This window comes from Pseudomonas capeferrum (assembly GCF_013523055.1).
GTDB classification, from domain to species: domain Bacteria; phylum Pseudomonadota; class Gammaproteobacteria; order Pseudomonadales; family Pseudomonadaceae; genus Aquipseudomonas; species Aquipseudomonas capeferrum_A.
The window spans coordinates 279,828-303,060 of record NZ_JAAMQM010000002.1 but is presented as its reverse complement, the minus strand read 5'-3'; the positions used below and the strand labels follow the sequence as shown (position 1 = coordinate 303,060).

The 23,233-nt window shown below is 61.6% G+C and carries 19 protein-coding genes and 1 pseudogene; 16 read left to right on the top strand and 4 right to left on the bottom strand.

What is annotated here, in order from left to right; translation table 11 throughout:
- Positions 1-102: 102 nt before the first annotated feature.
- Genes xdhA through guaD form a run of 4 tightly spaced genes read left to right on the top strand, consistent with a single transcriptional unit; the run spans position 103 to position 6,161 of the window.
- Entirely contained in the window at positions 103-1,557 is a 1,455-nt protein-coding gene (gene xdhA / locus G7009_RS03855) for a xanthine dehydrogenase small subunit (RefSeq protein ID WP_181128644.1), read from the top strand.
- Positions 1,550-3,946, top strand: a complete 2,397-nt coding sequence (gene xdhB / locus G7009_RS03850) for a xanthine dehydrogenase molybdopterin binding subunit (RefSeq protein ID WP_181128643.1) — start codon at positions 1,550-1,552, stop codon at positions 3,944-3,946. Before xdhA ends, xdhB begins: the two co-directional genes overlap by 8 nt.
- Positions 3,947-3,987: 41 nt before the next feature.
- Complete coding sequence (xdhC, locus tag G7009_RS03845; RefSeq protein ID WP_181128642.1) at positions 3,988-4,833, top strand: xanthine dehydrogenase accessory protein XdhC; 846 nt, start codon at positions 3,988-3,990, stop codon at positions 4,831-4,833.
- Positions 4,834-4,844: 11 nt separating this feature from the next.
- Positions 4,845-6,161: a guanine deaminase gene (guaD, locus tag G7009_RS03840; protein ID WP_181128641.1), complete on the top strand. Its 1,317-nt coding sequence runs from the start codon at positions 4,845-4,847 to the stop codon at positions 6,159-6,161.
- 130 nt (positions 6,162-6,291) lie between these two features.
- Here the strand turns inward: guaD and G7009_RS03835 are convergent, their stop codons facing one another.
- Positions 6,292-7,050, bottom strand: a complete 759-nt coding sequence (locus G7009_RS03835; protein ID WP_181128640.1) for a GntR family transcriptional regulator — start codon at positions 7,048-7,050, stop codon at positions 6,292-6,294.
- A 348-nt stretch (positions 7,051-7,398) separates the two neighbouring features.
- Between G7009_RS03835 and G7009_RS03830 the strand changes: the two genes are divergently transcribed.
- Entirely contained in the window at positions 7,399-8,748 is a 1,350-nt protein-coding gene (locus G7009_RS03830; protein ID WP_181128639.1) for an NCS2 family permease, read from the top strand.
- 362 nt (positions 8,749-9,110) lie between these two features.
- On the opposite strand, the gene uraH is transcribed toward G7009_RS03830, so the two are convergent.
- Entirely contained in the window at positions 9,111-9,464 is a 354-nt protein-coding gene (gene uraH, locus G7009_RS03825; RefSeq protein WP_181128638.1) for a hydroxyisourate hydrolase, read from the bottom strand.
- A 374-nt stretch (positions 9,465-9,838) separates the two neighbouring features.
- Here uraH and puuE point away from each other — a divergent pair, with 374 nt between their 5' ends.
- The 7 genes and pseudogenes from puuE to G7009_RS03790 all read left to right on the top strand — a co-directional run bounded on the left by puuE (position 9,839) and on the right by G7009_RS03790 (position 16,763).
- On the top strand, positions 9,839-10,765 hold the full coding sequence (puuE, locus tag G7009_RS03820) for an allantoinase PuuE (protein ID WP_181128637.1): 927 nt from the start codon (positions 9,839-9,841) through the stop codon (positions 10,763-10,765).
- On the top strand, positions 10,765-11,280 hold the full coding sequence (uraD, locus tag G7009_RS03815) for a 2-oxo-4-hydroxy-4-carboxy-5-ureidoimidazoline decarboxylase (protein WP_181128636.1): 516 nt from the start codon (positions 10,765-10,767) through the stop codon (positions 11,278-11,280). Before puuE ends, uraD begins: the two co-directional genes overlap by 1 nt.
- 56 nt (positions 11,281-11,336) lie before the next feature.
- Complete coding sequence (locus G7009_RS03810) at positions 11,337-11,840, top strand: ureidoglycolate lyase (RefSeq protein ID WP_181128635.1); 504 nt, start codon at positions 11,337-11,339, stop codon at positions 11,838-11,840.
- A gap of 50 nt (positions 11,841-11,890) precedes the next feature.
- Complete coding sequence (locus G7009_RS03805) at positions 11,891-13,210, top strand: urate hydroxylase PuuD (protein WP_181128634.1); 1,320 nt, start codon at positions 11,891-11,893, stop codon at positions 13,208-13,210.
- A gap of 150 nt (positions 13,211-13,360) precedes the next feature.
- The gene (locus tag G7009_RS03800; RefSeq protein WP_181128633.1) at positions 13,361-14,716 is read left to right on the top strand and encodes a nucleobase:cation symporter-2 family protein; all 1,356 of its coding nucleotides are present in this window, start codon (positions 13,361-13,363) and stop codon (positions 14,714-14,716) included.
- 130 nt (positions 14,717-14,846) lie between these two features.
- A pseudogene (locus tag G7009_RS03795) lies at positions 14,847-15,631 on the top strand (outer membrane protein OmpK).
- Positions 15,632-15,980: 349 nt separating this feature from the next.
- Positions 15,981-16,763, top strand: coding sequence for an outer membrane protein OmpK (locus G7009_RS03790; RefSeq protein ID WP_181128632.1), 783 nt, complete (start codon positions 15,981-15,983; stop codon positions 16,761-16,763).
- A gap of 54 nt (positions 16,764-16,817) precedes the next feature.
- Here G7009_RS03790 and G7009_RS03785 read toward each other — a convergent pair whose 3' ends face one another.
- Positions 16,818-17,732, bottom strand: a complete 915-nt coding sequence (locus G7009_RS03785; protein ID WP_181128631.1) for a DUF808 domain-containing protein — start codon at positions 17,730-17,732, stop codon at positions 16,818-16,820.
- Positions 17,733-17,890: 158 nt separating this feature from the next.
- Here G7009_RS03785 and G7009_RS03780 point away from each other — a divergent pair, with 158 nt between their 5' ends.
- A complete protein-coding gene (locus G7009_RS03780) occupies positions 17,891-18,499 on the top strand; it encodes a TetR/AcrR family transcriptional regulator (RefSeq protein ID WP_181128630.1) in 609 nt (202 codons plus the stop codon).
- A gap of 248 nt (positions 18,500-18,747) precedes the next feature.
- Here G7009_RS03780 and G7009_RS03775 read toward each other — a convergent pair whose 3' ends face one another.
- A complete protein-coding gene (locus G7009_RS03775; RefSeq protein WP_181128629.1) occupies positions 18,748-19,188 on the bottom strand; it encodes a GlcG/HbpS family heme-binding protein in 441 nt (146 codons plus the stop codon).
- 242 nt (positions 19,189-19,430) lie between these two features.
- Here G7009_RS03775 and gcl point away from each other — a divergent pair, with 242 nt between their 5' ends.
- From gcl to G7009_RS03760, 3 genes are all read left to right on the top strand, one after another.
- Positions 19,431-21,206, top strand: a complete 1,776-nt coding sequence (gene gcl, locus G7009_RS03770) for a glyoxylate carboligase (protein ID WP_181128628.1) — start codon at positions 19,431-19,433, stop codon at positions 21,204-21,206.
- 53 nt (positions 21,207-21,259) lie between these two features.
- The gene (gene hyi, locus G7009_RS03765; RefSeq protein WP_181128627.1) at positions 21,260-22,042 is read left to right on the top strand and encodes a hydroxypyruvate isomerase; all 783 of its coding nucleotides are present in this window, start codon (positions 21,260-21,262) and stop codon (positions 22,040-22,042) included.
- Positions 22,043-22,185: 143 nt separating this feature from the next.
- Positions 22,186-23,079: a 2-hydroxy-3-oxopropionate reductase gene (locus G7009_RS03760; RefSeq protein WP_181128626.1), complete on the top strand. Its 894-nt coding sequence runs from the start codon at positions 22,186-22,188 to the stop codon at positions 23,077-23,079.
- The last annotated feature ends 154 nt before the right edge of the window (positions 23,080-23,233 follow it).

The window sequence follows — 23,233 nt, the reverse complement described above, 5'->3', positions numbered from 1 at the left end:
AACCCACTTTTCTTGACCTTTAAGTCAGAAAATTATTGACCGCGAGGTCGAGCGTTGCTTAGAGTCGGCTCAACAACAATAAACCCATCGTGAGGCCTTCCCGTGATCCAGTTTCTTGTCAATCAGGAGCTGCGCAGTGAGCATGCCCTGGACCCGAACATGACGGTGCTGCAATACCTGCGCGAGCATCTTGGCAAACCCGGCACCAAGGAAGGCTGCGCCAGCGGCGATTGCGGGGCCTGCACGGTGGTCGTGGGCGAGCGGGTCACCGACCAACAGGGCCAGGAGAGCCTTCGCTATCGCAGCATCAACTCCTGCCTGACCTTCGTCTGCAGCCTGCATGGCAAGCAATTGATCAGCGTCGAGGGCCTCAAGCATCAGGGCCAGCTGCACAGCGTCCAGCAGGCGATGGCCGACTGCCACGGTTCACAGTGCGGGTTCTGTACGTCTGGCTTCGTCATGTCGCTGTTCGCGCTGCAAAAGAACAGCGATGGCCCCGACCTGCATCAGGCCCAGGAAGCGCTGGCCGGCAACCTCTGCCGCTGTACCGGTTACCGGCCGATCCTCGACGCCGCGCGACAGAGCTGTCGCCAGCCATGCCGCGACCAGTTCGACGAGCAACAAGCGCAAATCATCGCGCGCCTGAAGGCTATAGCACCCCAGCAGACCGGCGAGCTGAACAGCGGCGACAAACGCTGCCTGGTACCGCTCACCCTCGACGATCTCGCCGAATTGTACGAAGCGCACCCCGAGGCTCGACTGCTGGCTGGCGGTACCGACCTGGCCCTGGAAGTCACGCAACAGCACAAGACCCTGCCGGTAATGATTCATGTCAGCCAGGTTGCGGAACTGAAGCGCGTCGACAGGACCGACACCCACCTGGAGATCGGCGCGGCCACGCCGCTGACCGATTGCTACGCCGCCTTGAACGAGCAATATCCGGACTTCGGCGCGTTGCTGCACCGTTTTGCCTCACTGCAGATCCGCAATCAGGGCACGCTCGGCGGCAATATCGGCAATGCCTCGCCCATCGGGGACTCCCCGCCCCTGCTGATCGCCCTGGATGCCTGTATCGTCCTGCGCCAGGGCGAGCGCCAGCGCATATTGGCACTGGAAGACTATTTCATCGATTACCGCATCACTGCGCGCCAGGAGGGCGAATTCATCGAGAAGGTCCTCGTGCCGCTCGCCAACGATGCCTGGACCTTCCGCGCCTACAAGGTTTCCAAGCGCCTGGATGACGACATCTCGGCCGTCTGCGCGGCCTTCAACCTGCGTATCGAAGACGGGACTGTCAGCGGTGCGCGCGTTGCCTTTGGCGGCATGGCGGCCATTGCCAAGCGCGCTCGTCATTGCGAAGATGCCCTGCTCGGCAAGCCCTGGAACGCGGCCACCCTGGAGCAGGCCTGCGAGGCGCTGGCCGAGGACTTCACCCCGCTGTCGGATTTCCGCGCCAGCAAGGAGTACCGCTTGCTGACCGCACAGAACCTGCTGCGCAAGTACTTCATCGAACTGCAAACACCGCACATCGAGACCCGGGTGACCGCTTATGTCTGACCATCACGTTGCCAAGAGCCAGGCCGAGATGGCCGAACTGTTCCGCCAGGACCTGACCACCGGCGTGGGCCGCAGCCTCAAACACGACAGCGCCGACAAGCACGTCAGTGGCGAGGCGGTGTACATCGATGATCGCCTGGAGTTTCCCAACCAGCTGCACGTCTATGCGCGGCTCTCGGACCGTGCCCATGCCCGCATAGTGAGCGTGGACACAGGGCCGTGCTACGCCATCCCGGGCGTGCGCATCGTCATCACCCACCACGACATTCCCGGGCTCAAGGACATCGGCCCACTGCTGCCCGGCGACCCCTTGCTGGCCATAGACAAGGTCGAGTTCGTCGGCCAGCCGGTACTTGCCGTCGCCGCCTGTGACCTGGAGACCGCGCGCACCGCCGCCATGGCGGCAATCATCGAGTACGAAGACCTCGAGCCGGTCCTGGATGTGGTTCAGGCGCTGCGTGACAAGCACTTTGTCCTGGACAGCCATACCCATCGACGAGGCGATTCGGCGACCGCGCTGACCAGCGCCCCGCATCGCCTGCAAGGTTCCCTGCACATCGGCGGGCAGGAGCATTTCTACCTGGAAACCCAGATTTCCTCGGTGATGCCGACAGAGGACGGCGGCATGATCGTCTACTGTTCGACGCAGAACCCTACCGAGGTGCAGAAGCTCGTCGCCGAAGTACTCGACGTGCCGATGAACAAGATCGTCGTCGACATGCGCCGCATGGGCGGCGGCTTCGGCGGCAAGGAAACCCAGGCCGCCAGTCCTGCCTGCCTGTGCGCCGTGGTCGCCCGCCTGACTGGTCAGCCGGCCAAGATGCGCCTGCCGCGGGTGGAAGACATGCTGATGACCGGCAAGCGCCACCCCTTCTATATCGAGTACGACGTCGGCTTTGATGATCGCGGACGCTTGCACGGCATCAATTTCGACCTCGCCGGCAACTGTGGCTGCTCGCCGGATTTGTCGGCCTCCATCGTCGACCGCGCCATGTTCCACGCCGACAACGCCTACTACCTGGGCGATGCCACGATCCACGGACATCGCTGCAAGACCAACACTGCGTCCAATACGGCCTACCGCGGCTTTGGCGGGCCACAGGGCATGGTTGCCATCGAGGAGGTGATGGATCATATCGCCCGCCACTTGGCGCTCGACCCGCTCGCGGTACGCAAGGTCAACTATTACGGCAAGACCGAACGCAACGTCACCCACTATCACCAGACCGTCGAGCACAACATGCTCGAAGAGATGACCGCCGAGCTGGAAGCCAGCAGCGACTACGCCGAGCGCCGCGAATCCATCCGTCGCTTCAACGCAGGCAGCCCGGTCCTGAAAAAGGGGCTGGCGCTGACGCCCGTCAAGTTCGGGATCTCCTTCACCGCCAGCTTCCTCAACCAGGCGGGCGCCCTGATTCATATCTATACCGACGGCAGCATTCATCTCAACCACGGTGGCACCGAAATGGGCCAGGGCTTGAACACCAAGGTGGCGCAAGTGGTGGCCGAAGTGTTCCAGGTCGACTTCCGGCGTATCCAGATCACCGCCACCAATACCGACAAGGTGCCCAACACCTCGCCGACCGCTGCCTCGAGTGGCGCCGACCTGAACGGCAAGGCCGCGCAGAACGCCGCCGAGATTCTCAAGCGGCGCCTGGTCGAATTTGCCGCGCGGCATTACAGGATCACCGAGGAGGACGTGGAGTTTCGCAATGGCCATGTGCGCCTGCGCGAAGAGATCATCAGTTTCGAGGCCTTGGTCCAGCAGGCGTATTTCGGCCAGGTCTCACTGTCGAGCACCGGTTTCTACCGCACGCCGAAGATCTACTACGACCGCTCCCTGGCGCGCGGTCGGCCGTTCTATTACTTTGCCTTCGGCGCCGCCTGCGTCGAGGTGATCATCGATACCCTGACCGGCGAGTACAAGATGCTGCGTACCGACATCCTGCATGACGTCGGTGCATCGCTGAATCCGGCGATCGATATCGGTCAGGTCGAGGGCGGCTTCATCCAGGGCATGGGTTGGCTGACCACCGAAGAACTGGTGTGGAACGCCAAGGGCAGGCTGATGACCAACAGCCCGGCCGGCTACAAGATCCCGGCGGTCGCGGACATGCCCCTGGACCTGCGCGTGAAACTGGTGGAAAACCGCAAGAACCCGGAAGACACGGTATTCCATTCCAAGGCCGTGGGCGAGCCGCCCTTCATGCTTGGCATCGCCGCGTGGTGCGCCATCAAGGATGCCGTCGCCAGCCTGGCGGACTACCGTGTGCAGCCCAGGATCGACGCCCCCGCCACGCCGGAGCGGGTGCTCTGGGGCTGCGAGCAGATGCGCCAGGCCCAGGCCGTCCGACCGCCTGCGCTCGACATGGAAACCGTGCCGCAATGAGCTCGCTTGCCCGCGCTGCATTCGAGAGAGGATAGAACGCCATGCACCAGTGGATAAACGCCCTCGCCGACCTCCAGGTTCGTGGCGAGCCCAGCATCCTGGTGACCATCATCGAGGAACGTGGCTCGACGCCGCGCAATGCCGGCTCCAAGATGGTGGTCACCGCCGCCCAGCTGTTCGACACCATCGGTGGCGGTCACCTGGAATACAAGGCCCTGCATATCGCCCGGCAGATGCTCGCCGAGCGCAGCACCATGCCTCACCTGGAACGCTTCAGCCTGGGTGCCAGCCTGGGCCAGTGCTGCGGGGGTGTCACCGTGTTGCTGTTCGAACCGATGGGCGCCGTACAAGCGCAGATCGCCGTGTTTGGCGCGGGCCATGTAGGCCGGGCCCTGGTCCCCTTGCTCGCCGCGCTGCCCTGCCGGGTACGCTGGATCGATTCGCGCGAACAGGAGTTCCCCGAGTCCCTGCCCAGCGGTGTGGTCAAGGTGATCAGCGAGGAACCGGTCGACGAAGTCAGCGAATTGCCGCCGGGCAGCTACTGCATCGTCATGACGCATAATCATGCGCTCGATCTGGAACTGTCCGCCGCCATTCTCAAGCGCAACGATTTCACCTGGTTCGGCCTTATCGGCTCGCAGACCAAGCGGGCCAAATTCGAGCACCGCCTGCGCGACCGTGGCTTCGGCGATGCCCTGCTGCAGCGCATGCGTTGCCCGATGGGCCTGGCCGAGGTCAAGGGCAAGCTGCCCATCGAAATCGCCGTGTCCATCGCCGCGGAAATCATAGCCACCTACAACGCCTGCTTCGGCCAGCATGACGCTGGCGCCAACGCAGGCCCCATTGCCCAGCTGCTGCCGCCTTCGCGTCGCAGCCAGGCCAGCTGAAGAGATCCTTCATGAGCGTAAACCAGACCCGCAAGGCCTATCGCGCCGCCATCCTGCACAGCATCGCCGACCCGGCCGAGGTCGGCATCGAAGCTTCTTGCGAATACTTCGAAGACGGCCTGCTGGTGATCGACGACGGTCGCATCAGCGCGGTTGGCCACGCCAGCGAGCTGCTGCCGACCCTGGATGCCGACATCGAGGTAGTCCACCACCAGGATGCCCTGATCACCCCGGGTTTCATCGATACCCATATCCACTTCCCCCAGACAGGCATGATCGGCTCCTACGGCGAGCAACTGCTGGACTGGCTGGACACCTACACCTTCCCCTGCGAGAAACAGTTCGCCGACAAGGCCCACGCCGACAAGGTCGCGAAGATCTTCGTCGAGGAGCTGCTGCGTAACGGCACCACGACTGCCCTGGTGTTCGGCAGCGTGCATCCCGAGTCGGTCAATGCCTTGTTCGAAGAAGCGCAGCGGCTGGACCTGCGCATGATCGCCGGCAAGGTGATGATGGATCGCAACGCGCCGGATTACCTGACCGACACCGCTGAGTCCAGCTATACCGAGAGCAAGATGCTGATCGAGCGCTGGCACGGCAAGGGTCGCCTGCACTATGCGGTCACCCCGCGGTTCGCGCCGACCAGCACGCCCGAGCAGTTGGCCTTGGCCGGACAATTGCTCAAGGAGCACCCCGGGGTATACCTGCATACCCACTTGAGCGAGAACCTCAAGGAGATCGACTGGGTCAAGGCGCTATTCCCCGAGCGCAAAGGCTACCTGGATGTCTATGACCATTTCGAGCTGCTTGGCGAGCGCTCGGTATTCGCCCATGGCGTGCACCTGTGCGACGAGGAATGCCAGCGGCTGGGCGAGACCGGCTCGGCGGTGGCGTTCTGCCCGACGTCCAACCTGTTCCTCGGCAGCGGCCTGTTCAATCTCCCGCAGGCCGAGCGCTTCAAGGTCAATGTCGGCCTGGGTACCGACGTGGGAGCCGGGACCAGCTTCTCGTTGCTCAACACCTTGAACGAAGCCTACAAGGTCATGCAGCTTCAGGGCGCTCGCCTGCACCCCTTAAAGTCCTTCTACCTGGCCACGCTCGGTGGCGCCCGCGCCCTGCGCCTGGAGGATCGCATCGGCAGCCTGCGACCTGGCAACGACGCCGACTTCGTGGTGCTCGACTACAAGGCGACGCCACTGCTGGACTATCGCCTGCAGCAGTCGAAGAGTATCGAGGAAACCTTGTTCGTGCTGACCACCCTGGGCGATGACCGGACGGTGCGGGAAACGTACGCGGCGGGGCATTGCGTGCATAAGCGCGATCGATAGCGATCGACTGAAGCATGGGGCGGCGCCTTGACCTGGCACGCCCCTGCCAGGTCTCGTCAAATCAGGCGGTTGCGGCATTGTGCTTCGAAGCCGCAGTCGACCCAGGGCCAGACCGTGGCTTGAACGGGGTTCAACCCTTGGCCGGGACCCTTTTCTTGCTCTGCAGCAAGTGCGAGAACACGGCATGCAGGTCGTCGGAAGCACCCTCTTCGTCGAGGTTCAGCTTGCTGTCGATGTGGTCCATGTGGTGCATCATCAGGCTCACTGCTTGCTCGGCGTCGCGGGCTTCGATGGCATCGATCAGTTGCATGTGCTCATCGTAGGAGCAGTGGGAGCGGTTACCGCTCTCGTACTGGGCGATGATCAACGAAGTCTGCGAGACCAGGCTGCGCTGGAAGCTGACCAATGGCGCATTGCCCGCCGCTTCCGCCAGCTTGAGGTGAAACTCGCCGGACAGGCGTATGCCGGCGCCGCGGTCGCCGCGCGAAAAGCTGTCACGCTCCTCACGGACCATCTGGCGCAACAGGCCGAGCTGCTCGGCCGTGGCGTGCTGGACCGCCAGCTCGGTGATGGCGCGCTCCACCATGCGCCTGGAGAAGAATACCTGGCGCGCCTCTTCCACCGTAGGGCTGGCCACCACCGCTCCGCGATTGGGTCGCAGCAGGACGACGCTCTCATGAGCCAGGCGCGATAGGGCACGACGAATGATGGTGCGGCTGACCCCGAAGATCTCACCCAACGCTTCCTCGCTCAATTTGGTCCCCGGCGCCAGGCGCTGTTCGAGAATCGCCTCGAAGATATGCGCGTAGACGATGTCGTCCTGGGTACCACTGCGCCCGGCCTTGCCGGTGCGTGCAGGTTTCTTCAGAGGTTGCAGCTGTTCGTTCATGGGCACTCGTGCACGGGGATCCGCCGTTCGAGCCTCGACTGTAATGCGTGTCGGAGGGGGGATGGCAAGTCCTGGTAAGAAATAAAGGTCAAGGTATGCAGCCATTGTACACAGGGATAACCGTTTCTGCAGGTAGCGTTTTCGGCATATAGCCTTCGTGCGGATCTGGATGCGAACAATAGATAAAACATTATTTGCATTCTTTGTACACAACAGCATAATCCAGCGAGCGACTTCCTGACTTTTTAGTCAACAAAATGGTCGGTGGTCTGCCCCCTCGCGGAGCTCCCAAGTGCATAGCGCAGGAGACAGCTCCGAACAACAAGAACGACTTGAGGAGTAATCGCTGTGGAAAGCCGCAAATCCGAAGCCCCCGGGCTGGATATCGCTCCCCCGCTCGACACGAGCTGGCTGGAGCGGATCTTCAAACTCAAGCGACACGGCAGTACCGTCAAGACCGAAGTGATAGCCGGGGTGACCACCTTCATCACCATGGCCTACATCATCTTCGTCAATCCCAACATCATGGCCGACGCGGGGATCGATCATGGCGCGGCGTTCGTCGCCACTTGCATCTCCGCGGCGCTGGGTTGCCTGTTGATGGGCCTGTACGCCAACTGGCCGGTGGGCCTGGCGCCAGGCATGGGCCTGAACGCCTTCTTCACCTACACCGTGGTCGGCACCATGGGCTACACCTGGGAAGCGGCGCTGGGCGCGGTGTTCGTGTCCGGGGTGCTGTTCATGTTCCTGACACTGTCCCGCGTGCGCGAGTGGCTGCTCAACAGCATACCCATCAGCCTGCGACACGCCATGGGCGCTGGCGTCGGGCTGTTTCTCGGCCTGATTGGGCTGAAGACCGCAGGCATAGTCGTCGACAGCCCCGCCACCCTGATCAAGCTCGGCTCCCTGCACGAGCCTGGTCCGCTGCTGGCGGCCATCTGCTTCCTGATGATCGCCGTGCTCAGCTATCACCGGGTGTTCGGTGCCATCCTCATCAGCATCATCGTCGTGACCCTGGCCGGCTGGGGCCTGGGCATGGTGGAGTACGGGGGGGTATTTTCGCTGCCACCGAGCCTGGCGCCGACCTGGATGGCCATGGATGTGGCCGGCGTGTTCAACATCAGCATGATCAGCGTGGTGCTGGCCTTCCTCTTCGTGCACATGTTCGACACCGCCGGCACGCTGATGGGCGTGGCGCAGCGCGCCAATCTGGTGAGCGCCGACGGACGCATCGAGAACCTGTCGCGCGCGCTCAAGGCCGACAGCGCTTCCAGCGTATTCGGCGCGGCCGTGGGTGTGCCGCCGGTCACGAGCTACGTGGAAAGCGCCGCTGGGGTCGCTGCCGGGGGCCGCACCGGGCTGACTGCCGTGGTGGTCGGACTGCTGTTCGTCGCCGCGATGTTCTTCGCGCCGCTGGCCGGGATGATTCCCGCCTATGCGACGGCCGGTGCGCTGATCTATGTGGCGATGCTGATGATGGGCAGCATGGCGCATATCCACTGGGACGACGCGACTGACAGTATTCCGGCGATTCTCACGGTGATCATGATGCCGCTGACGTTCTCGGTCGCCGATGGGATTGCCTTGGGCTTCATCAGTTACGTGGTGCTCAAGGCGGGTACCGGACGCTGGCGCGAAGTCACGGCCAGCCTGTGGGTGCTGTGCGTGATCTTCATCGCGAAGTTCGTGTTCCTGTAAGCAAGCCGGAACGTGGTCGCAGGTAGTCGAGAGCGCCTCGACGGATTGTGACCACCGCCTCCCCTGTCTCCGCCAAGGCGAATGGGTCTGCCTGGGTGGGTTGCTACATGAACTGCCCCCCAAATTCTGGGCACCCGCCCATGACTTGCAGGTCAACTTAGCCAGCTCACACCGGGCCAGGCTGACCTGTAATTAATGGACAAGTGACCAACCTAGGGGCAGTCCATATTGTAGAGACTGCAAAGCCCCACCAACCAACCGATATCGATATTCGGGGCCGCCCCTGCCCCAGATTTCGCAGGCGAAAAAAAGCCCGCCAGTGTGAGCGGGCAAGGACCTACGAAGATTCTTCTAGCGACCAACTAGCTTCCGCGATAGGTCGAGTAACTGTAAGGCGAGATCAACAACGGCACATGGTAGTGATCCTGCCCGGCATCGATGCCGAAGCGCAGCACCACCACATCGAGGAACGCCTGATCAGGCAATTGCACGCCACGGGCGCGGTAGTAGTCACCAGCGCTGAACTGCAGCTGGTACACCCCGCTGCGGTAGTCGTCACCCTGCAGCAGCGGCGAGTCGACGCGGCCATCGCTGTTGGTCAGGGTAGTGTGCACCAGCTCCAGCTGCTGGCCTTCTACACGGTAGAGCTCGACCTTGATCGAGCTGCCTGGGCAGCCGTGGGCGGCATCCAGTACGTGCGTGGTCAATCGTCCCATTGCTTGTAGCCTCTTGTTCGATCGGTGGGCAGAAAATACACGTCAGGCATCACCACAGGGCACGCGGCGAAGGCCAATAGCACTATTAAGACATTTTATCCTTAAATTGTACACAATTTTCAGCGACATCTTCGCTCAGCCCCTCCCTACCTACCTTAAGTCGAAAAGTCAGGCTTCACAGCGTGGCCAGCATTCTTTACTGACCAATCAGGCAAGTTTTTTGCAACCTCATCCTGACGCACCGGATGAAAGAAATGCAAAAAAACAGGCTTACAAAAAGTTTCACAAGTTGTATACAATCAATCCATCCGGTGCACGCGATACCCATCTGGGACGGTCACCACCCGCACTAACGCACAAGAAGGAAGACTGCAGTGAGCGCTGACTACCCTCGCGATCTGATCGGTTACGGCAACACCCCACCTCATCCGCGCTGGCCAGGAAACGCCCGCATCGCCTTGTCCTTCGTGCTCAACTACGAGGAAGGCGGCGAGCGCAGCATCCTGCATGGTGACAAGGAGTCCGAGTCCTTCCTGTCGGAAATGGTTGCCGCGCAGCCGTTGCAGGGCGTGCGCTGCATGAGCATGGAGTCGCTTTACGAATACGGCAGCCGCGCTGGCGTCTGGCGCCTGCTCAAGCTGTTCAAGGACAGCGGCGTGCCGCTGACCATCTTCGCCGTGGCCATGGCTGCCCAGCGCCACCCCGACGTGATCCGCGCCATGGTCGAGGCCGGTCACGAGATCTGTAGCCACGGCTACCGCTGGATCGATTACCAGTACATGGACGAAGCCCAGGAACGCGAGCATATGCTCGAGGCCATCCGCATCCTGACCGAAATCACCGGCGAGCGTCCGTTGGGCTGGTACACCGGCCGCAACAGCGTGAACACCCGTCGCCTGGTGATGGAAGAAGGCGGTTTCCTCTATGACAGCGACACCTACGACGACGACCTGCCCTACTGGGAACGCAACAACCCGACCGACAAGCCGCACCTGGTGATCCCCTACACCCTGGACACCAACGACATGCGCTTTACCCAGGTGCAAGGGTTCAACTGCGGCGAGCAATTCTTCCAGTACCTCAAGGACGCCTTCGACGTGCTCTACGAAGAAGGCGCCGAGGCGCCGAAGATGCTTTCCATCGGCCTGCACTGCCGTCTGATTGGTCGTCCGGCGCGCCTGGCCGCGCTCAAGCGCTTCATCGAGTACGCCAAGAGTCACGATCAGGTCTGGTTCGCCCGTCGCGTCGACATCGCCCGCCACTGGCATGCCACTCACCCCTACAAGAACGAGAACGCCTGATGACAGCCTTCAAGACCCTCAAACCTTCGACCCTGGACCGGGCCACCTTCGTCAGGACCTTCGGTGATATCTACGAGCATTCCTCGTGGGTGGCCGAAAAGGCTTTCGACCTGGGCCAACTGCATGAACTGGATGAAGTCGAGGCGCTGCAGCAGCGCATGAGCGACATTCTGCTCAGCGCCGGCCATGCCGAGCAACTGGCCTTGATCAACGCCCACCCGGACCTGGCAGGCAAGGCGGCCATCCAGGGCGAGCTGACCCAGTCCAGCACCGACGAGCAGGCGGGCGCGGGGATCCATCAGTGCACGGCCGAGGAATTCGCCCGTTTCACGGCGCTTAACGATGCCTACAAGGCCAAGTTCCAATTCCCGTTCATCATGGCCGTCAAGGGCAGCAATCGTCACCAGATCCTTGCCGCGTTCGAAAAACGCATCCACAACGACGTCGATGCCGAGTTCAAGGAAGCCCTGGCCCAGATCAACCTGATAGCCCTGTTCCGCCTGCTGCAACTGTGAGGGCCACCTGCCCCTCGCGACCGTTTCCCCACACCTAGAACAAAGAGAAAAACCGCATGCGCACACTCGTGATTGAGCCCCTGAGCAAAGAAGCCTTCGCCCCCTTCGGTGACGTGATTGAAACCGATGGCAGCGATCACTTCATGATCAACAACGGCTCGACCATGCGTTTCCACAAGCTCGCCACGGTCGAGACCGCCGAGCCCGAGGACAAGGCGATCATCAGCATCTTCCGCGCCGACGCGCTGGAGATGCCTCTGACCGTTCGCATGCTTGAACGCCATCCGCTGGGCAGCCAGGCTTTCATCCCGCTGCTCGGCAACCCCTTTCTGATCGTGGTCGCGCCCGTTGGCGATGCACCTGTATCAGGCTTGGTCCGCGCCTTCCGCAGTAATGGCAGGCAGGGCATCAATTACCATCGCGGCGTCTGGCACCATCCGGTGCTGACGATCGAAAAGCGGGATGACTTCCTGGTGGTTGATCGCAGTGGTTCCGGCAACAACTGCGATGAGCATTTTTTCAATGAGGATGCACGACTGATCCTCGACCCCCACCAATAAGAGAAGGCCTGAGTGCCCGGCTACAGGGCGCCAGGGAAGAGGTAAAGACTGTGGAAGCACATCTGTTGGAATGGCTGAACCTGAGCGTGCGCTGGGTTCACTTGATCACTGGCGTGGCCTGGATCGGCGCGTCGTTCTACTTCGTCTGGCTGGAGAACAACCTCAACCGGGCCAACCCGGGTGATGGCTTGTCCGGCGATCTCTGGGCGATCCATGGTGGGGGTATCTATCACCTGGAGAAATACAAGCTCGCGCCGCCGAAGATGCCGGACAACCTGCACTGGTTCAAATGGGAAGCCTATTTCACCTGGATGTCGGGCGTAGCCCTGCTGTGCGTGGTGTTCTACTGGAACCCCGTCCTGTATCTGCTGGCACCCGGCAGCAGCCTGAGCGGCCCGGAAGGCGTAGCCATCGGGATCGGCTCGCTGATCGCGGGCTGGTTCATCTATGACCTGCTCTGTGACTCGCCGCTCGGCAAGCGCCCTATCCTGCTCGGCGGCGTCCTGTTCGTACTGATCATCGCCGCCTGCTATGGCTTCAGTCAGATATTCAGCGGTCGTGGCGCCTATCTGCACACCGGTGCGATCATGGGCACCATCATGGTCGGCAACGTCTTCCGCATCATCATGCCGGCGCAGCGCCAGCTGGTTGCCGCCATCGAGAAGAACGTCACCCCGGACCCGCTCCTGCCCGCCAAGGGATTGCTGCGTTCGCGCCACAATAACTATTTCACTCTGCCAGTGCTGTTCATCATGATCAGCAACCACTTCCCAAGCACCTACGGCAGCCAATACAACTGGCTGATCCTGGCGGGCATCGCCGTGGCAGCCGTGCTGATCCGTCACTACTTCAACACTCGCCATGACAGCGCCAAGTACGCCTGGACCTTGCCAGTCGGCGCCCTGGCGATGATCTGCCTGGCCTATGTGACCGGTCCCAAGCCGATGTCGACCGCCCCTGAGCAGGCGGCCGCGCAGAGCCAGTACCAGCCACTGCCGGAAACCGCGCAAGGTGGGAAGACGGCTGCCGAGCGTCGCGCCGAGCAAGCCGCCCAGGCAACCCAGGCGCCCGCGACCGAGGCGCAAGCGGCTAGCACGACCACATCGGATGCGGACTTCGAGAAGATCCACAGCGTTATTCAGGAACGCTGCACGGTGTGCCATTCGTCCACGCCGACCAGCCCACTGTTCAGCGCGGCACCGGGTGGCGTGATGTTCGACACTCCGCAGCAGATCCAGGCGCAAGCAGCGCGGATCCAGGCCCAGGCGGTAGCGAGCCAGATCATGCCACTGGGCAACATCACGCAGATGACACAGCAGGAGCGTGAGTTGGTCGGCGCCTGGATTGCCAAAGGTGCGCCAACCCACTGATCGTCACGCGTTTCCAAGCTCCACGCCACCTGTAATACGTAGCAAGTAGCGAGCCGAGGGCTTCAGGCAACAGACCCGCTTCATGAAGCGGGCCGCCTGGGGCCGGGTGCTTGTCTCATCCGAGAATAAAAACAAAACTCGAGGTGCTGCATGTCCGAGTCACCCAAGGCGTACATCCCCGTTGCGCCACCACGACAGCCATTGCCGCTGTTTCAACTGATCCTGGTGGGCCTGCAACACGTATTGCTGATGTATGGGGGTGCGATCGCCGTACCGCTGATCATCGGTCAGGCTGCCGGTTTGTCCCGCGAGGAAGTCGCCTTTCTGATCAATGCCGACCTGCTGGTCGCCGGCGTGGCCACCATCGTCCAGTCCCTGGGCATCGGCCCGGTCGGCATCCGCATGCCGGTGATGATGGGCGCCAGTTTCGCGGCGGTAGGCAGCATGGTAGCCATGGCCGGCATGCCGGGCGTGGGCTTGCAGGGCATCTTCGGAGCGACCATCGCGGCGGGCTTCTTCGGCCTGCTGATCGCCCCGTTCATGTCCAAGGTCGTGCGTTTCTTCCCACCCCTGGTTACCGGTACGGTGATCACCTCGATCGGGTTGTCCTTGTTCCCGGTCGCGGTCAACTGGGCCGGCGGTGGCCAAGAGGCAGGCACCTTCGGTTCGCCGATCTACCTGATGGTGGCCGCGCTGGTGCTGGCGGTGATCCTGCTGATCAATCGATTCATGCGCGGGTTCTGGGTCAATGTCTCGGTGCTGGTGGGCATGGGGCTGGGCTATATCCTGGCTGGCGCCATCGGCATGGTCGACCTGTCCGGCCTGGACGAAGCGCCCTGGCTGCAGGTCGTGACACCGCTGCACTTCGGCATGCCGACCTTCAGCCTGGCACCGGTCCTGTCCATGTGCCTGGTTGTGGTGATCATCTTCGTCGAATCGACCGGAATGTTCCTCGCCTTGGGCAAGGTCACCGATCGCGAGGTAACGCCAGGCATGTTGCGTCGCGGCCTGATGTGCGATGCAGGTGCCTCGTTCGTGGCCGGGTTCTTCAATACCTTCACCCACTCCTCATTCGCGCAGAACATCGGCCTGGTGCAGATGACCGGCGTGCGCTGCCGCTATGTCACCGTGGTTGCAGGCGGTCTCCTGATCGCCCTGAGCCTGCTGCCCAAGGCGGCATTCCTGATCGCCTCGATTCCACCGGCCGTCCTCGGTGGCGCATCCATCGCCATGTTCGGGATGGTCACGGCGACAGGCATCAAGATCCTTCAGGAGGCCGACATCTCCGACCGACGCAACCAGCTGCTGGTCGCCGTCAGTGTCGGCATGGGCCTGATCCCGGTGGTCCGTCCGGAGTTCTTCGCCCAGATGCCGCAATGGATGGAGCCGATTACCCACAGCGGCATCGCCATGGCCACGATCAGTGCGTTGGTCTTGAACGTGCTGTTCAACATCCTGGGTGGCGCCGACCGCGCCGCACACAACGACACGGCACACCAGCACTGACCCAGGGGGCGGGGCGCGCGCCGCCCTTCCTTCTCGCATCACCGTTTATCCGTCGGCTTGCACATGCTCGCTGTCCGGGACATTGCGCGCCGGAAAAAAGCCAACAAGAACAATAACCGGGAACCACGACATGAAACGCATCGCTTCGTCACTGTTGTTGGGAACAAGCCTGCTGGCCACCCTTCCAGCCAGCGCAGGAGATCTGCTGCTCTGGCAGGGCAACAGCCTGACCTATCTCTACGGCAAGGACTTCAAGATCAACCCGTCGATCCAGCAGACCGTGACCTTCGAGCACGCCGACAAATGGAAGTATGGAGACAACTTCCTGTTCATCGACAAGATCTTCTACACGGTCAGGCCGATGGCAGCAAAGGGGCCACTACCTATTACGGTGAATTCAGCCCTCGCTTGTCGCTGGGAAAGATATTCGATCGTTCGTTTGCGTTCGGGCCAATCAAGGACGTATTGCTGGCGATGACCTACGAATCGGGCGAAGGTGACAACGAGGCTTATCTGATCGGTCCGGGCTTCGACCTTGCCATCCCCGGCTTCAATTACTTCACGCTCAATTTCTATCAGCGCAATACCGAAGGCAGCCGCCCCGGAGACAGGGTATGGCAGATCACACCGGCCTTCTCCTACACCATTCCAGTTGGCCGATCCGACATCCTCATCGATGGCTACATGGACTGGGTGGTAGATAACGACGAGTCTCGCCGTGGCACCTACCACGCGAATCTGCATTTCAATCCGCAGGTCAAGTATGATCTGGGCAAGGCGTTGAACATTGGCGCCAAACAACTTTATGTCGGTATCGAATACAGCTACTGGAAGGATAAATACGGCATAGACAGCCATGGCAATCTCGACAGCAACCAGAGCGTTACCAGCGCCTTGGTGAAGCTGCAATTCTGAAAACTGACCAAATGCACAGTTTTTAATCACAGCGCTCCATGAAGGAGCACTTGAGGCTTGGCGCGCAAGCCAGTAATCTGCGCGCCCCCTTGCTCAGGGTAGGATGAACCTGCCCGCGTTTACTGACCGCTCAGTCAATGAATTCGGGCGGTTGGCGAACCTGTTGCCAGTCTGAAATACCCATTCGATCTGTTCAGGACGACGTCGAGCAGGACCGTTGTGCCCTTTTCCCAAAGTTGGCGCAGCACTTGCCACACATGTGTGGGCAATCGATAAAAACTGACCTAAAAGACAAGAACGGCGCCTTCACGAGCGCTGACAACAGCCACAACAAGGGAGCGACGACGCGATGCGTATTACTCACAGCCTGATACTTGCCGGCGGCCTGCTGGTTACCGGTAGCAGCCTTGCAGAAGGTTTGCTGCAATGGCAGAGCAACAGCATCACCTATCTGTACGGGAAGGACTTTACGGTCAACCCGCAGATCCAGCAGACCTTTACTTTCGAGCATGCCGACGCCTGGAAGTACGGTGACAACTTCATCTTCTTCGACCGTATCTTCTACAACGGCCAGAAGGATGCCAGCGCCGGGCCCAACACCTATTACGGCGAGATCAGCCCGCGTCTGTCTTTCGGCAAGATTTTCGACCAGAAGATCGAGTTCGGGCCGGTCAAGGATGTACTGCTGGCCATGACCTACGAGTTCGGCGAAGGCGACAACGAATCCTACCTGATCGGTCCTGGCTTCGACCTGGACGTTCCGGGCTTCGATTATTTCCAGCTGAACTTCTACAAGCGCTTCACCGACGGTAGCCGACCAGGCGACAACGTCTGGCAGATCACCCCGGCGTGGGGGTACACCCTGCCCGTTGGCAGTTCCGACATTCTCATCGACGGCTTCATTGACTGGGTGGTGGACAACGACGAGAACCGCCGCGGCACCTACCATGCGAACCTGCACTTCAACCCGCAGATCAAGTACGACCTGGGCAAGGCGTTGAAGCTGGGCGAAAAGCAACTGTACGTGGGTATCGAGTACGACTACTGGACGAACAAGTACGGCATCAAGGACACCGCCGACTTCGACACCGACCAGAACACCGCGAGCCTGTTGGTCAAAGTGCACTTCTGATCGTCGGGCGCCGGCACCAGGGCAGCTACCCGCCGCCCTGGTGCCAGCAGGTCCCTAGCGCGCCGGTCGCATTGCTCGCCATAGCTTGCCGGCCACCCCCACCACCGCCAGTACCAACGCCCCGGCGATCACCCCGACGGCGCCATTGAACAGCGCTGCGGTCAGCGCACCGCCACGCCCGGCGCTGAATGCCTCGATGGCGTGATGCAGCGGCTCGATGCCATGCACCAGGATCCCGCCGCCGACCAGGAACATCGCCGCAGTGCCGATCACCGACAGGCTCTTCATCATGTAGGGCGCTGTCTTCAGGATGCCGTTACCGACCGCCTGTGCCGCGCCAGAGGCTTTTTTCGTCATCCACAGCCCCAGGTCGTCGAGCTTGACGATCCCCGCGACCAGCCCGTAGACGCCGATGGTCATGATGATTGCGATGCCCGACAACACGACGATCTGCTGGGTCAGCGGCGCGTCGGCCACGGTACCCAGGGTGATCGCGATGATTTCCGCGGAGAGGATGAAATCGGTGCGCACGGCGCCCTTGATCTTGGTCTTCTCGAACGCCACCAGATCGACACTCGGATCAGCCACCGCTTGCGCGCGCGCCGCGTGCTCGGCCTGGTCCTCGGATTTGTCGTGGAAAAACTTGTGGGCCAGTTTCTCGAAGCCCTCGAAACACAGGTACGCGCCGCCGATCATCAGCAACGGGGTGACCGCCCAGGGAATGAACGCACTGATCAGCAATGCCGTGGGCACCAGGATCAATTTGTTCAGGAAAGAGCCCTTGGCCACGGCCCAGACCACGGGAATCTCCCGCTCCGCGCTTACCCCCGTGACCTGCTGCGCATTGAGGGCCAAGTCATCGCCCAGAACACCGGCGGTCTTTTTCGCCGCGATCTTGGTCATCACCGAGACGTCGTCGAGCACGGTGGCGATGTCATCGATCAGTACCAACAGACTGCTTGCTGCCATGATCATCCATTTCCGATAGGTCTCAAGCCACCCAGTCTAGCCGAAAGTCGCCGCCTTGAGCGCTCCTCGAAGCCGGTGCTACCATGCGCGACTACCCTGCCAGGCCACTGGGTCGAGCATGCCGCGTCCCCAGGCCAGACACGAGGAACCGTGCCACCATGAGCAGTATTCGCGAGCGCAACAAGGAACTGATCCTGCGCGCGGCCAGCGAGGAATTCGCCGACAAGGGCTTCGCCGCCGCCAAGACCAGCGACATCGCCGCCAAGGCCGGATTGCCCAAGCCGAATGTCTACTACTACTTCAAGTCCAAGGACAACCTCTATCGCGAAGTGCTCGAGAGCATCATCGAGCCCATCATGCAGGCCTCCACGCCCTTCAACGCCGACGGCGATCCCCGGGAAGTGCTGAGTGCCTATATTCGTTCGAAAATTCGCATATCGCGTGACCTGCCCTTTGCATCCAAGGTATTTGCCAGCGAGATCATGCATGGCGCGCCGCACCTGAGCGTCAGCCAGGTGGAACAACTCAACGTGCAGGCGCGGCACAATATCGAGTGCATCCAGCGTTGGATCGATCGCCGACAGATCGCCCCGCTCGATCCGCACCACCTGATGTTCAGCATCTGGGCCGCGACCCAGACCTATGCCGACTTCGACTGGCAGATTTCCGTGGTGACCGGCAAGCAGAAACTCGATGATGAGGATTACGAGAAGGCTGCCGAGACCATCATCAGGCTGGTACTCAAGGGTTGCGAGCCGGACGCTTGAGTTCCCACATCTACCGGGGCGAATGAACGCGCGTATTGCCAGGCGAGTCCTGCGGCCTCGATCGCGGGGCAAGCCCGCTCGCCACCGGTAGCTGTGTGCGTTCACAGCGATATGGTGATGCTGATGGAACGGTCCGGTGGCGAGCGGGCTTGCCCCGCGATCGAGACCGCAGGACTCGCCTGGCAATGAAAACAGTCAAATCAGCTGGCTAGATAGGGATACGCTGAGCCCATTACCCACAGTCAGCCTCAGGCCGCCACCCCCGCATCAGCCGTCAACCCCACCTCCTCGATGGCACTGATCGCACACTGCTCGTCGATATCCGACGTATCGCCACTGATACCAATCGCCCCCAGCACCCCTCCCGCCTGATCGCGCACCAGCACACCACCCGGCGCCGGGACCACCGCCCCCTGCCCCAAGCCGTTCAACGCCGCGAAAAACGCGGGACGTTGCTGGGCATCCAGCGCCAGCAGGCGCGAGCCCTTGCCCAAGGCAATCGCGCCCCATGCCTTGCCCATCGCCACCTGCGGGCGTAGCAGGCTTGCACCGTCCTCGCGCTGCAAGGCCAGCAAATGTCCCCCGGCATCCAGCACCGCCACGGTAAGCGGCGCGGCGTTGATCTTGCGGCCTGCAGCCAGCGCTCCGTTTACCAGGCTCAAGGCCATCTTCAGGTTCAAAACGTTCATGGAGTGATCCTTTTGTTGTTATGCGAAGTTTCGGGTACCGCAAGAATAGAACACAACAAATACTATTTTTGTATACAATATTTGAGAATAATCGCTTGGCATCCGACGAAAAGCCCAAAATTCGGCATCCAAAAGCAGAGCAATCTGTACGATGAAAAGGCATTGACCTAGTCGACCCAGGATGAATACACTCTGTGGAAAGCAAGGTTGTATACAATTACAAAATCGATGAGGCACAACCCATGAGCAAAATGAGAGCAATCGATGCGGCCGTTCTGGTCATGCGCCGCGAAGGCGTAGATACCGCGTTCGGCATTCCGGGGGCTGCCATCAACCCGCTGTATTCGGCCCTGAAGAAGGTCGGCGGCATCGATCATGTACTCGCTCGTCACGTCGAAGGCGCCTCGCACATGGCCGAGGGCTATACCCGCGCCAACGCCGGCAACATCGGCGTCTGCATCGGCACCTCCGGCCCTGCCGGTACCGACATGGTCACCGGCCTGTACAGCGCCGCGGCCGACTCCATCCCCATCCTCTGCATCACTGGCCAAGCCCCTCGCGCTCGCCTGCACAAGGAAGACTTCCAGGCCGTCGACATCACCAGCATCGTCAAGCCCGTGACCAAATGGGCCACCACCGTGCTGGAGCCAGGCCAGGTACCCTACGCGTTCCAGAAAGCCTTCTTCGAAATGCGCAGCGGCCGTCCCGGCCCCGTCCTGATCGACCTGCCGTTCGACGTGCAGATGGCCGAGATCGAGTTCGACATCGACGCCTATCAGCCATTGCCCTTGCACAAGCCTGCGGCCAACCGCGTCCAGGCCGAAAAGGCCCTGGCCATGCTCAACGACGCGGAGCGCCCCCTGCTGGTCGCTGGCGGCGGCATCATCAACGCCGATGCCAGCGCCCTTCTGGTGGAGTTCGCCGAGCTGACCGGTGTGCCGGTCATTCCGACCTTGATGGGCTGGGGTACCATTCCTGACGACCACCCGCTGATGGTCGGCATGGTCGGTCTGCAGACATCGCACCGCTACGGCAACGCCACGCTGCTCAAGTCCGACCTGGTGTTCGGCATCGGCAACCGTTGGGCCAACCGTCACACCGGTTCCGTCGATGTGTACACCGAAGGCCGTCGCTTCATCCATGTCGACATCGAGCCTACCCAGATCGGTCGCGTGTTCAACCCTGACCTGGGCATCGTTTCCGACGCCGGCGCCGCGCTGCAGGTATTCCTCGAAGTGGCGCGCGAGTGGAAGGCGGATGGTCGCCTCAAGGATCGCAGCGCCTGGCTGGAAGACTGCCAGCAGCGCAAGGCCAGCCTGCATCGCAAGACCCACTTCGACAATGTCCCGGTCAAGCCGCAGCGCGTCTACGAAGAAATGAACCAGGTGTTCGGCAAGGACACTTGCTACGTCAGCACCATCGGCCTGTCGCAGATCGCCGGTGCGCAGTTCCTGCACGTCTACCAGCCGCGTCACTGGATCAACTGCGGCCAGGCCGGCCCGCTGGGCTGGACCATTCCCGCGGCCCTGGGCGTGGTCAAGGCCGACCCGAAACGCAAGGTGGTCGCACTGTCGGGTGACTACGACTTCCAGTTCATGATCGAAGAGCTGGCGGTCGGCGCGCAGTTCAACCTGCCGTACGTCCACGTGCTGGTGAACAACGCCTATCTGGGCCTGATCCGTCAGGCGCAGCGTGGCTTCGAGATGGATTACTGTGTACAACTGGCATTCGAGAACATCAACTCGACCGAAGCCCAAGGCTACGGTGTCGACCACGTCGCGGTCGTCGAAGGCCTGGGTTGCAAGGCCCTGCGCGTATTCGAACCAGGCGATATCGCCCCTGCCCTGCTCAAGGCCCAGAAGATGGCCGAGGAGTTCCGCGTGCCGGTAGTGGTCGAGGTGATTCTCGAGCGCGTGACCAACATTTCCATGGGCACCGAGATCAACGCGGTCAACGAATTCGAAGACCTGGCCCTGGTGGGTAACGACGCACCTACCGCCATCTCGCTGCTCGACTGATCGCTCAGCCCCCACGGCATGCCTTGGGGGCCCTTATTCGCAAGGAGCCAACCATGCCTCGCTTCGCTGCCAACCTGTCCATGCTGTTCACCGAGCAGGGTTTTCTGGCCCGCTTCAAGGCGGCCGCCGATGCCGGTTTCAGTGGCGTCGAATACCTCTTCCCGTACGATTTCAGCTCGGCCGAAATCAAGCAGCAGCTCGACGCTCACGGTCTGACCCAGGTGTTGTTCAACCTGCCTGCAGGCGATTGGGCCAAGGGTGAACGCGGGATCGCCTGCCATCCCGACCGGGTCGAGGATTTCCGCGCCGGTGTCGACCTGGCGATCGACTACGCCAAGGTGCTGGGCAATACCCAGATCAACTGCCTGGCCGGCATCCGCCCGCAGGGCCTGGACTGTGCCACCGTGCGCAAGACCTTCGTCGAGAACCTCAGGTACGCCGCCGAGAAGTTGCAGGCCGCCGGTATCAAGCTGGTCATGGAAATGATCAACACCCGCGATATCCCGGGCTTCTATCTGAACACCACCCAGCAGGCCCTGGAAATCCAGGCCGAGGTCGGCAGCGCCAACCTGTTCCTGCAGTACGACATCTACCACATGCAGATCATGGAAGGTGACCTGGCGCGCACCATCGAAGCCAACCTGAAACTGATCAACCACATCCAGCTGGCCGACAACCCTGGCCGCAACGAGCCAGGTACCGGTGAGATCAACTACCGCTTCCTGTTCGAGCACCTGGACCGTATCGGTTATCAGGGCTGGGTAGGCGCGGAGTACAAGCCGCTGACCACCACCGAGGCGGGCCTGGGCTGGCTGAAGACCCATAACGCGATCTAAAAAGCTAAAACACTGAACCTGTGGGAGCGGCGGTTCGCCGCTACGACTTGTCCCGCGAATGCGATGGCGACTTCACTGCCGTCTTCGCGGGACAAGCCCGCTCTCCCAAAGTCTGCGAACGCATAATAAAGAGGCACATTCTCATGGCTAAAATCGGATTCATCGGCACCGGCATCATGGGTCGCCCAATGGCGCAAAACCTGCAAAAGGCAGGTCACTCGCTGTTCCTCTCCTCCCACCACGACGCAGCCCCGGCCGACCTGATCGCCGCCGGCGCCGTCGCCTTGGCCAATCCCAAGGAAGTGGCCCAGGAAGCTGAATTCATCATCGTCATGGTCCCCGATACCCCACAGGTCGAAGCCGTCCTGTTCGGTGAGAACGGCGTCGCCCAGGGCATCGGCCCGAACAAGGTGGTGATCGACATGAGCTCGATTTCGCCCACCGCTACCAAGACGTTCGCCGAAAAGGTCAACGCCACTGGCGCCAGCTACCTGGACGCTCCGGTATCCGGCGGTGAAGTCGGCGCCAAGGCCGCGACCCTGAGCATCATGGTCGGCGGCTGCCCGAAAGCCTTCGAGCGCGTTCTGCCCCTGTTCCAGACCATGGGCAAGAACATCACCCACGTGGGTGGCAACGGTGATGGCCAAACCGCCAAGGTCGCCAACCAGATCATCGTCGCCCTGAACATCCAGGCCGTGGGCGAAGCACTGCTGTTCGCCGCGAAGAACGGCGCCGATCCGGCCAAGGTGCGTGAAGCGCTGATGGGCGGCTTCGCGTCCTCGAAGATCCTCGAAGTGCATGCCGAGCGCATGATCAAAGGCACCTTCGACCCAGGTTTTCGCATCAACCTCCACCAGAAGGATCTGAACCTGGCCTTGCAAGGCGCCAAGGAGCTGGGCATCAACCTGCCCAACACCTCCAACGCCCAGCAGGTCTTCAGCACCTGCGTGGCTCTGGGCGGCGGTAACTGGGACCACTCGGCGCTGATCAAGGGCCTGGAGCACATGGCCAACTTCTCGATCCGCGACGACAAGTAACCCGCGGTAATCTTCACTGGCCTCTTCGCGGGTAACTCGCATCGGCGGACCGCCGCTCCTACAAGGACCGCACCGAACCCAGTGGGTGCGGCGGTTCGCCGATGCGAGTTACCCGCGAAGAAGCCAGCCCCGATAAACCTGCGACCACAGGTCA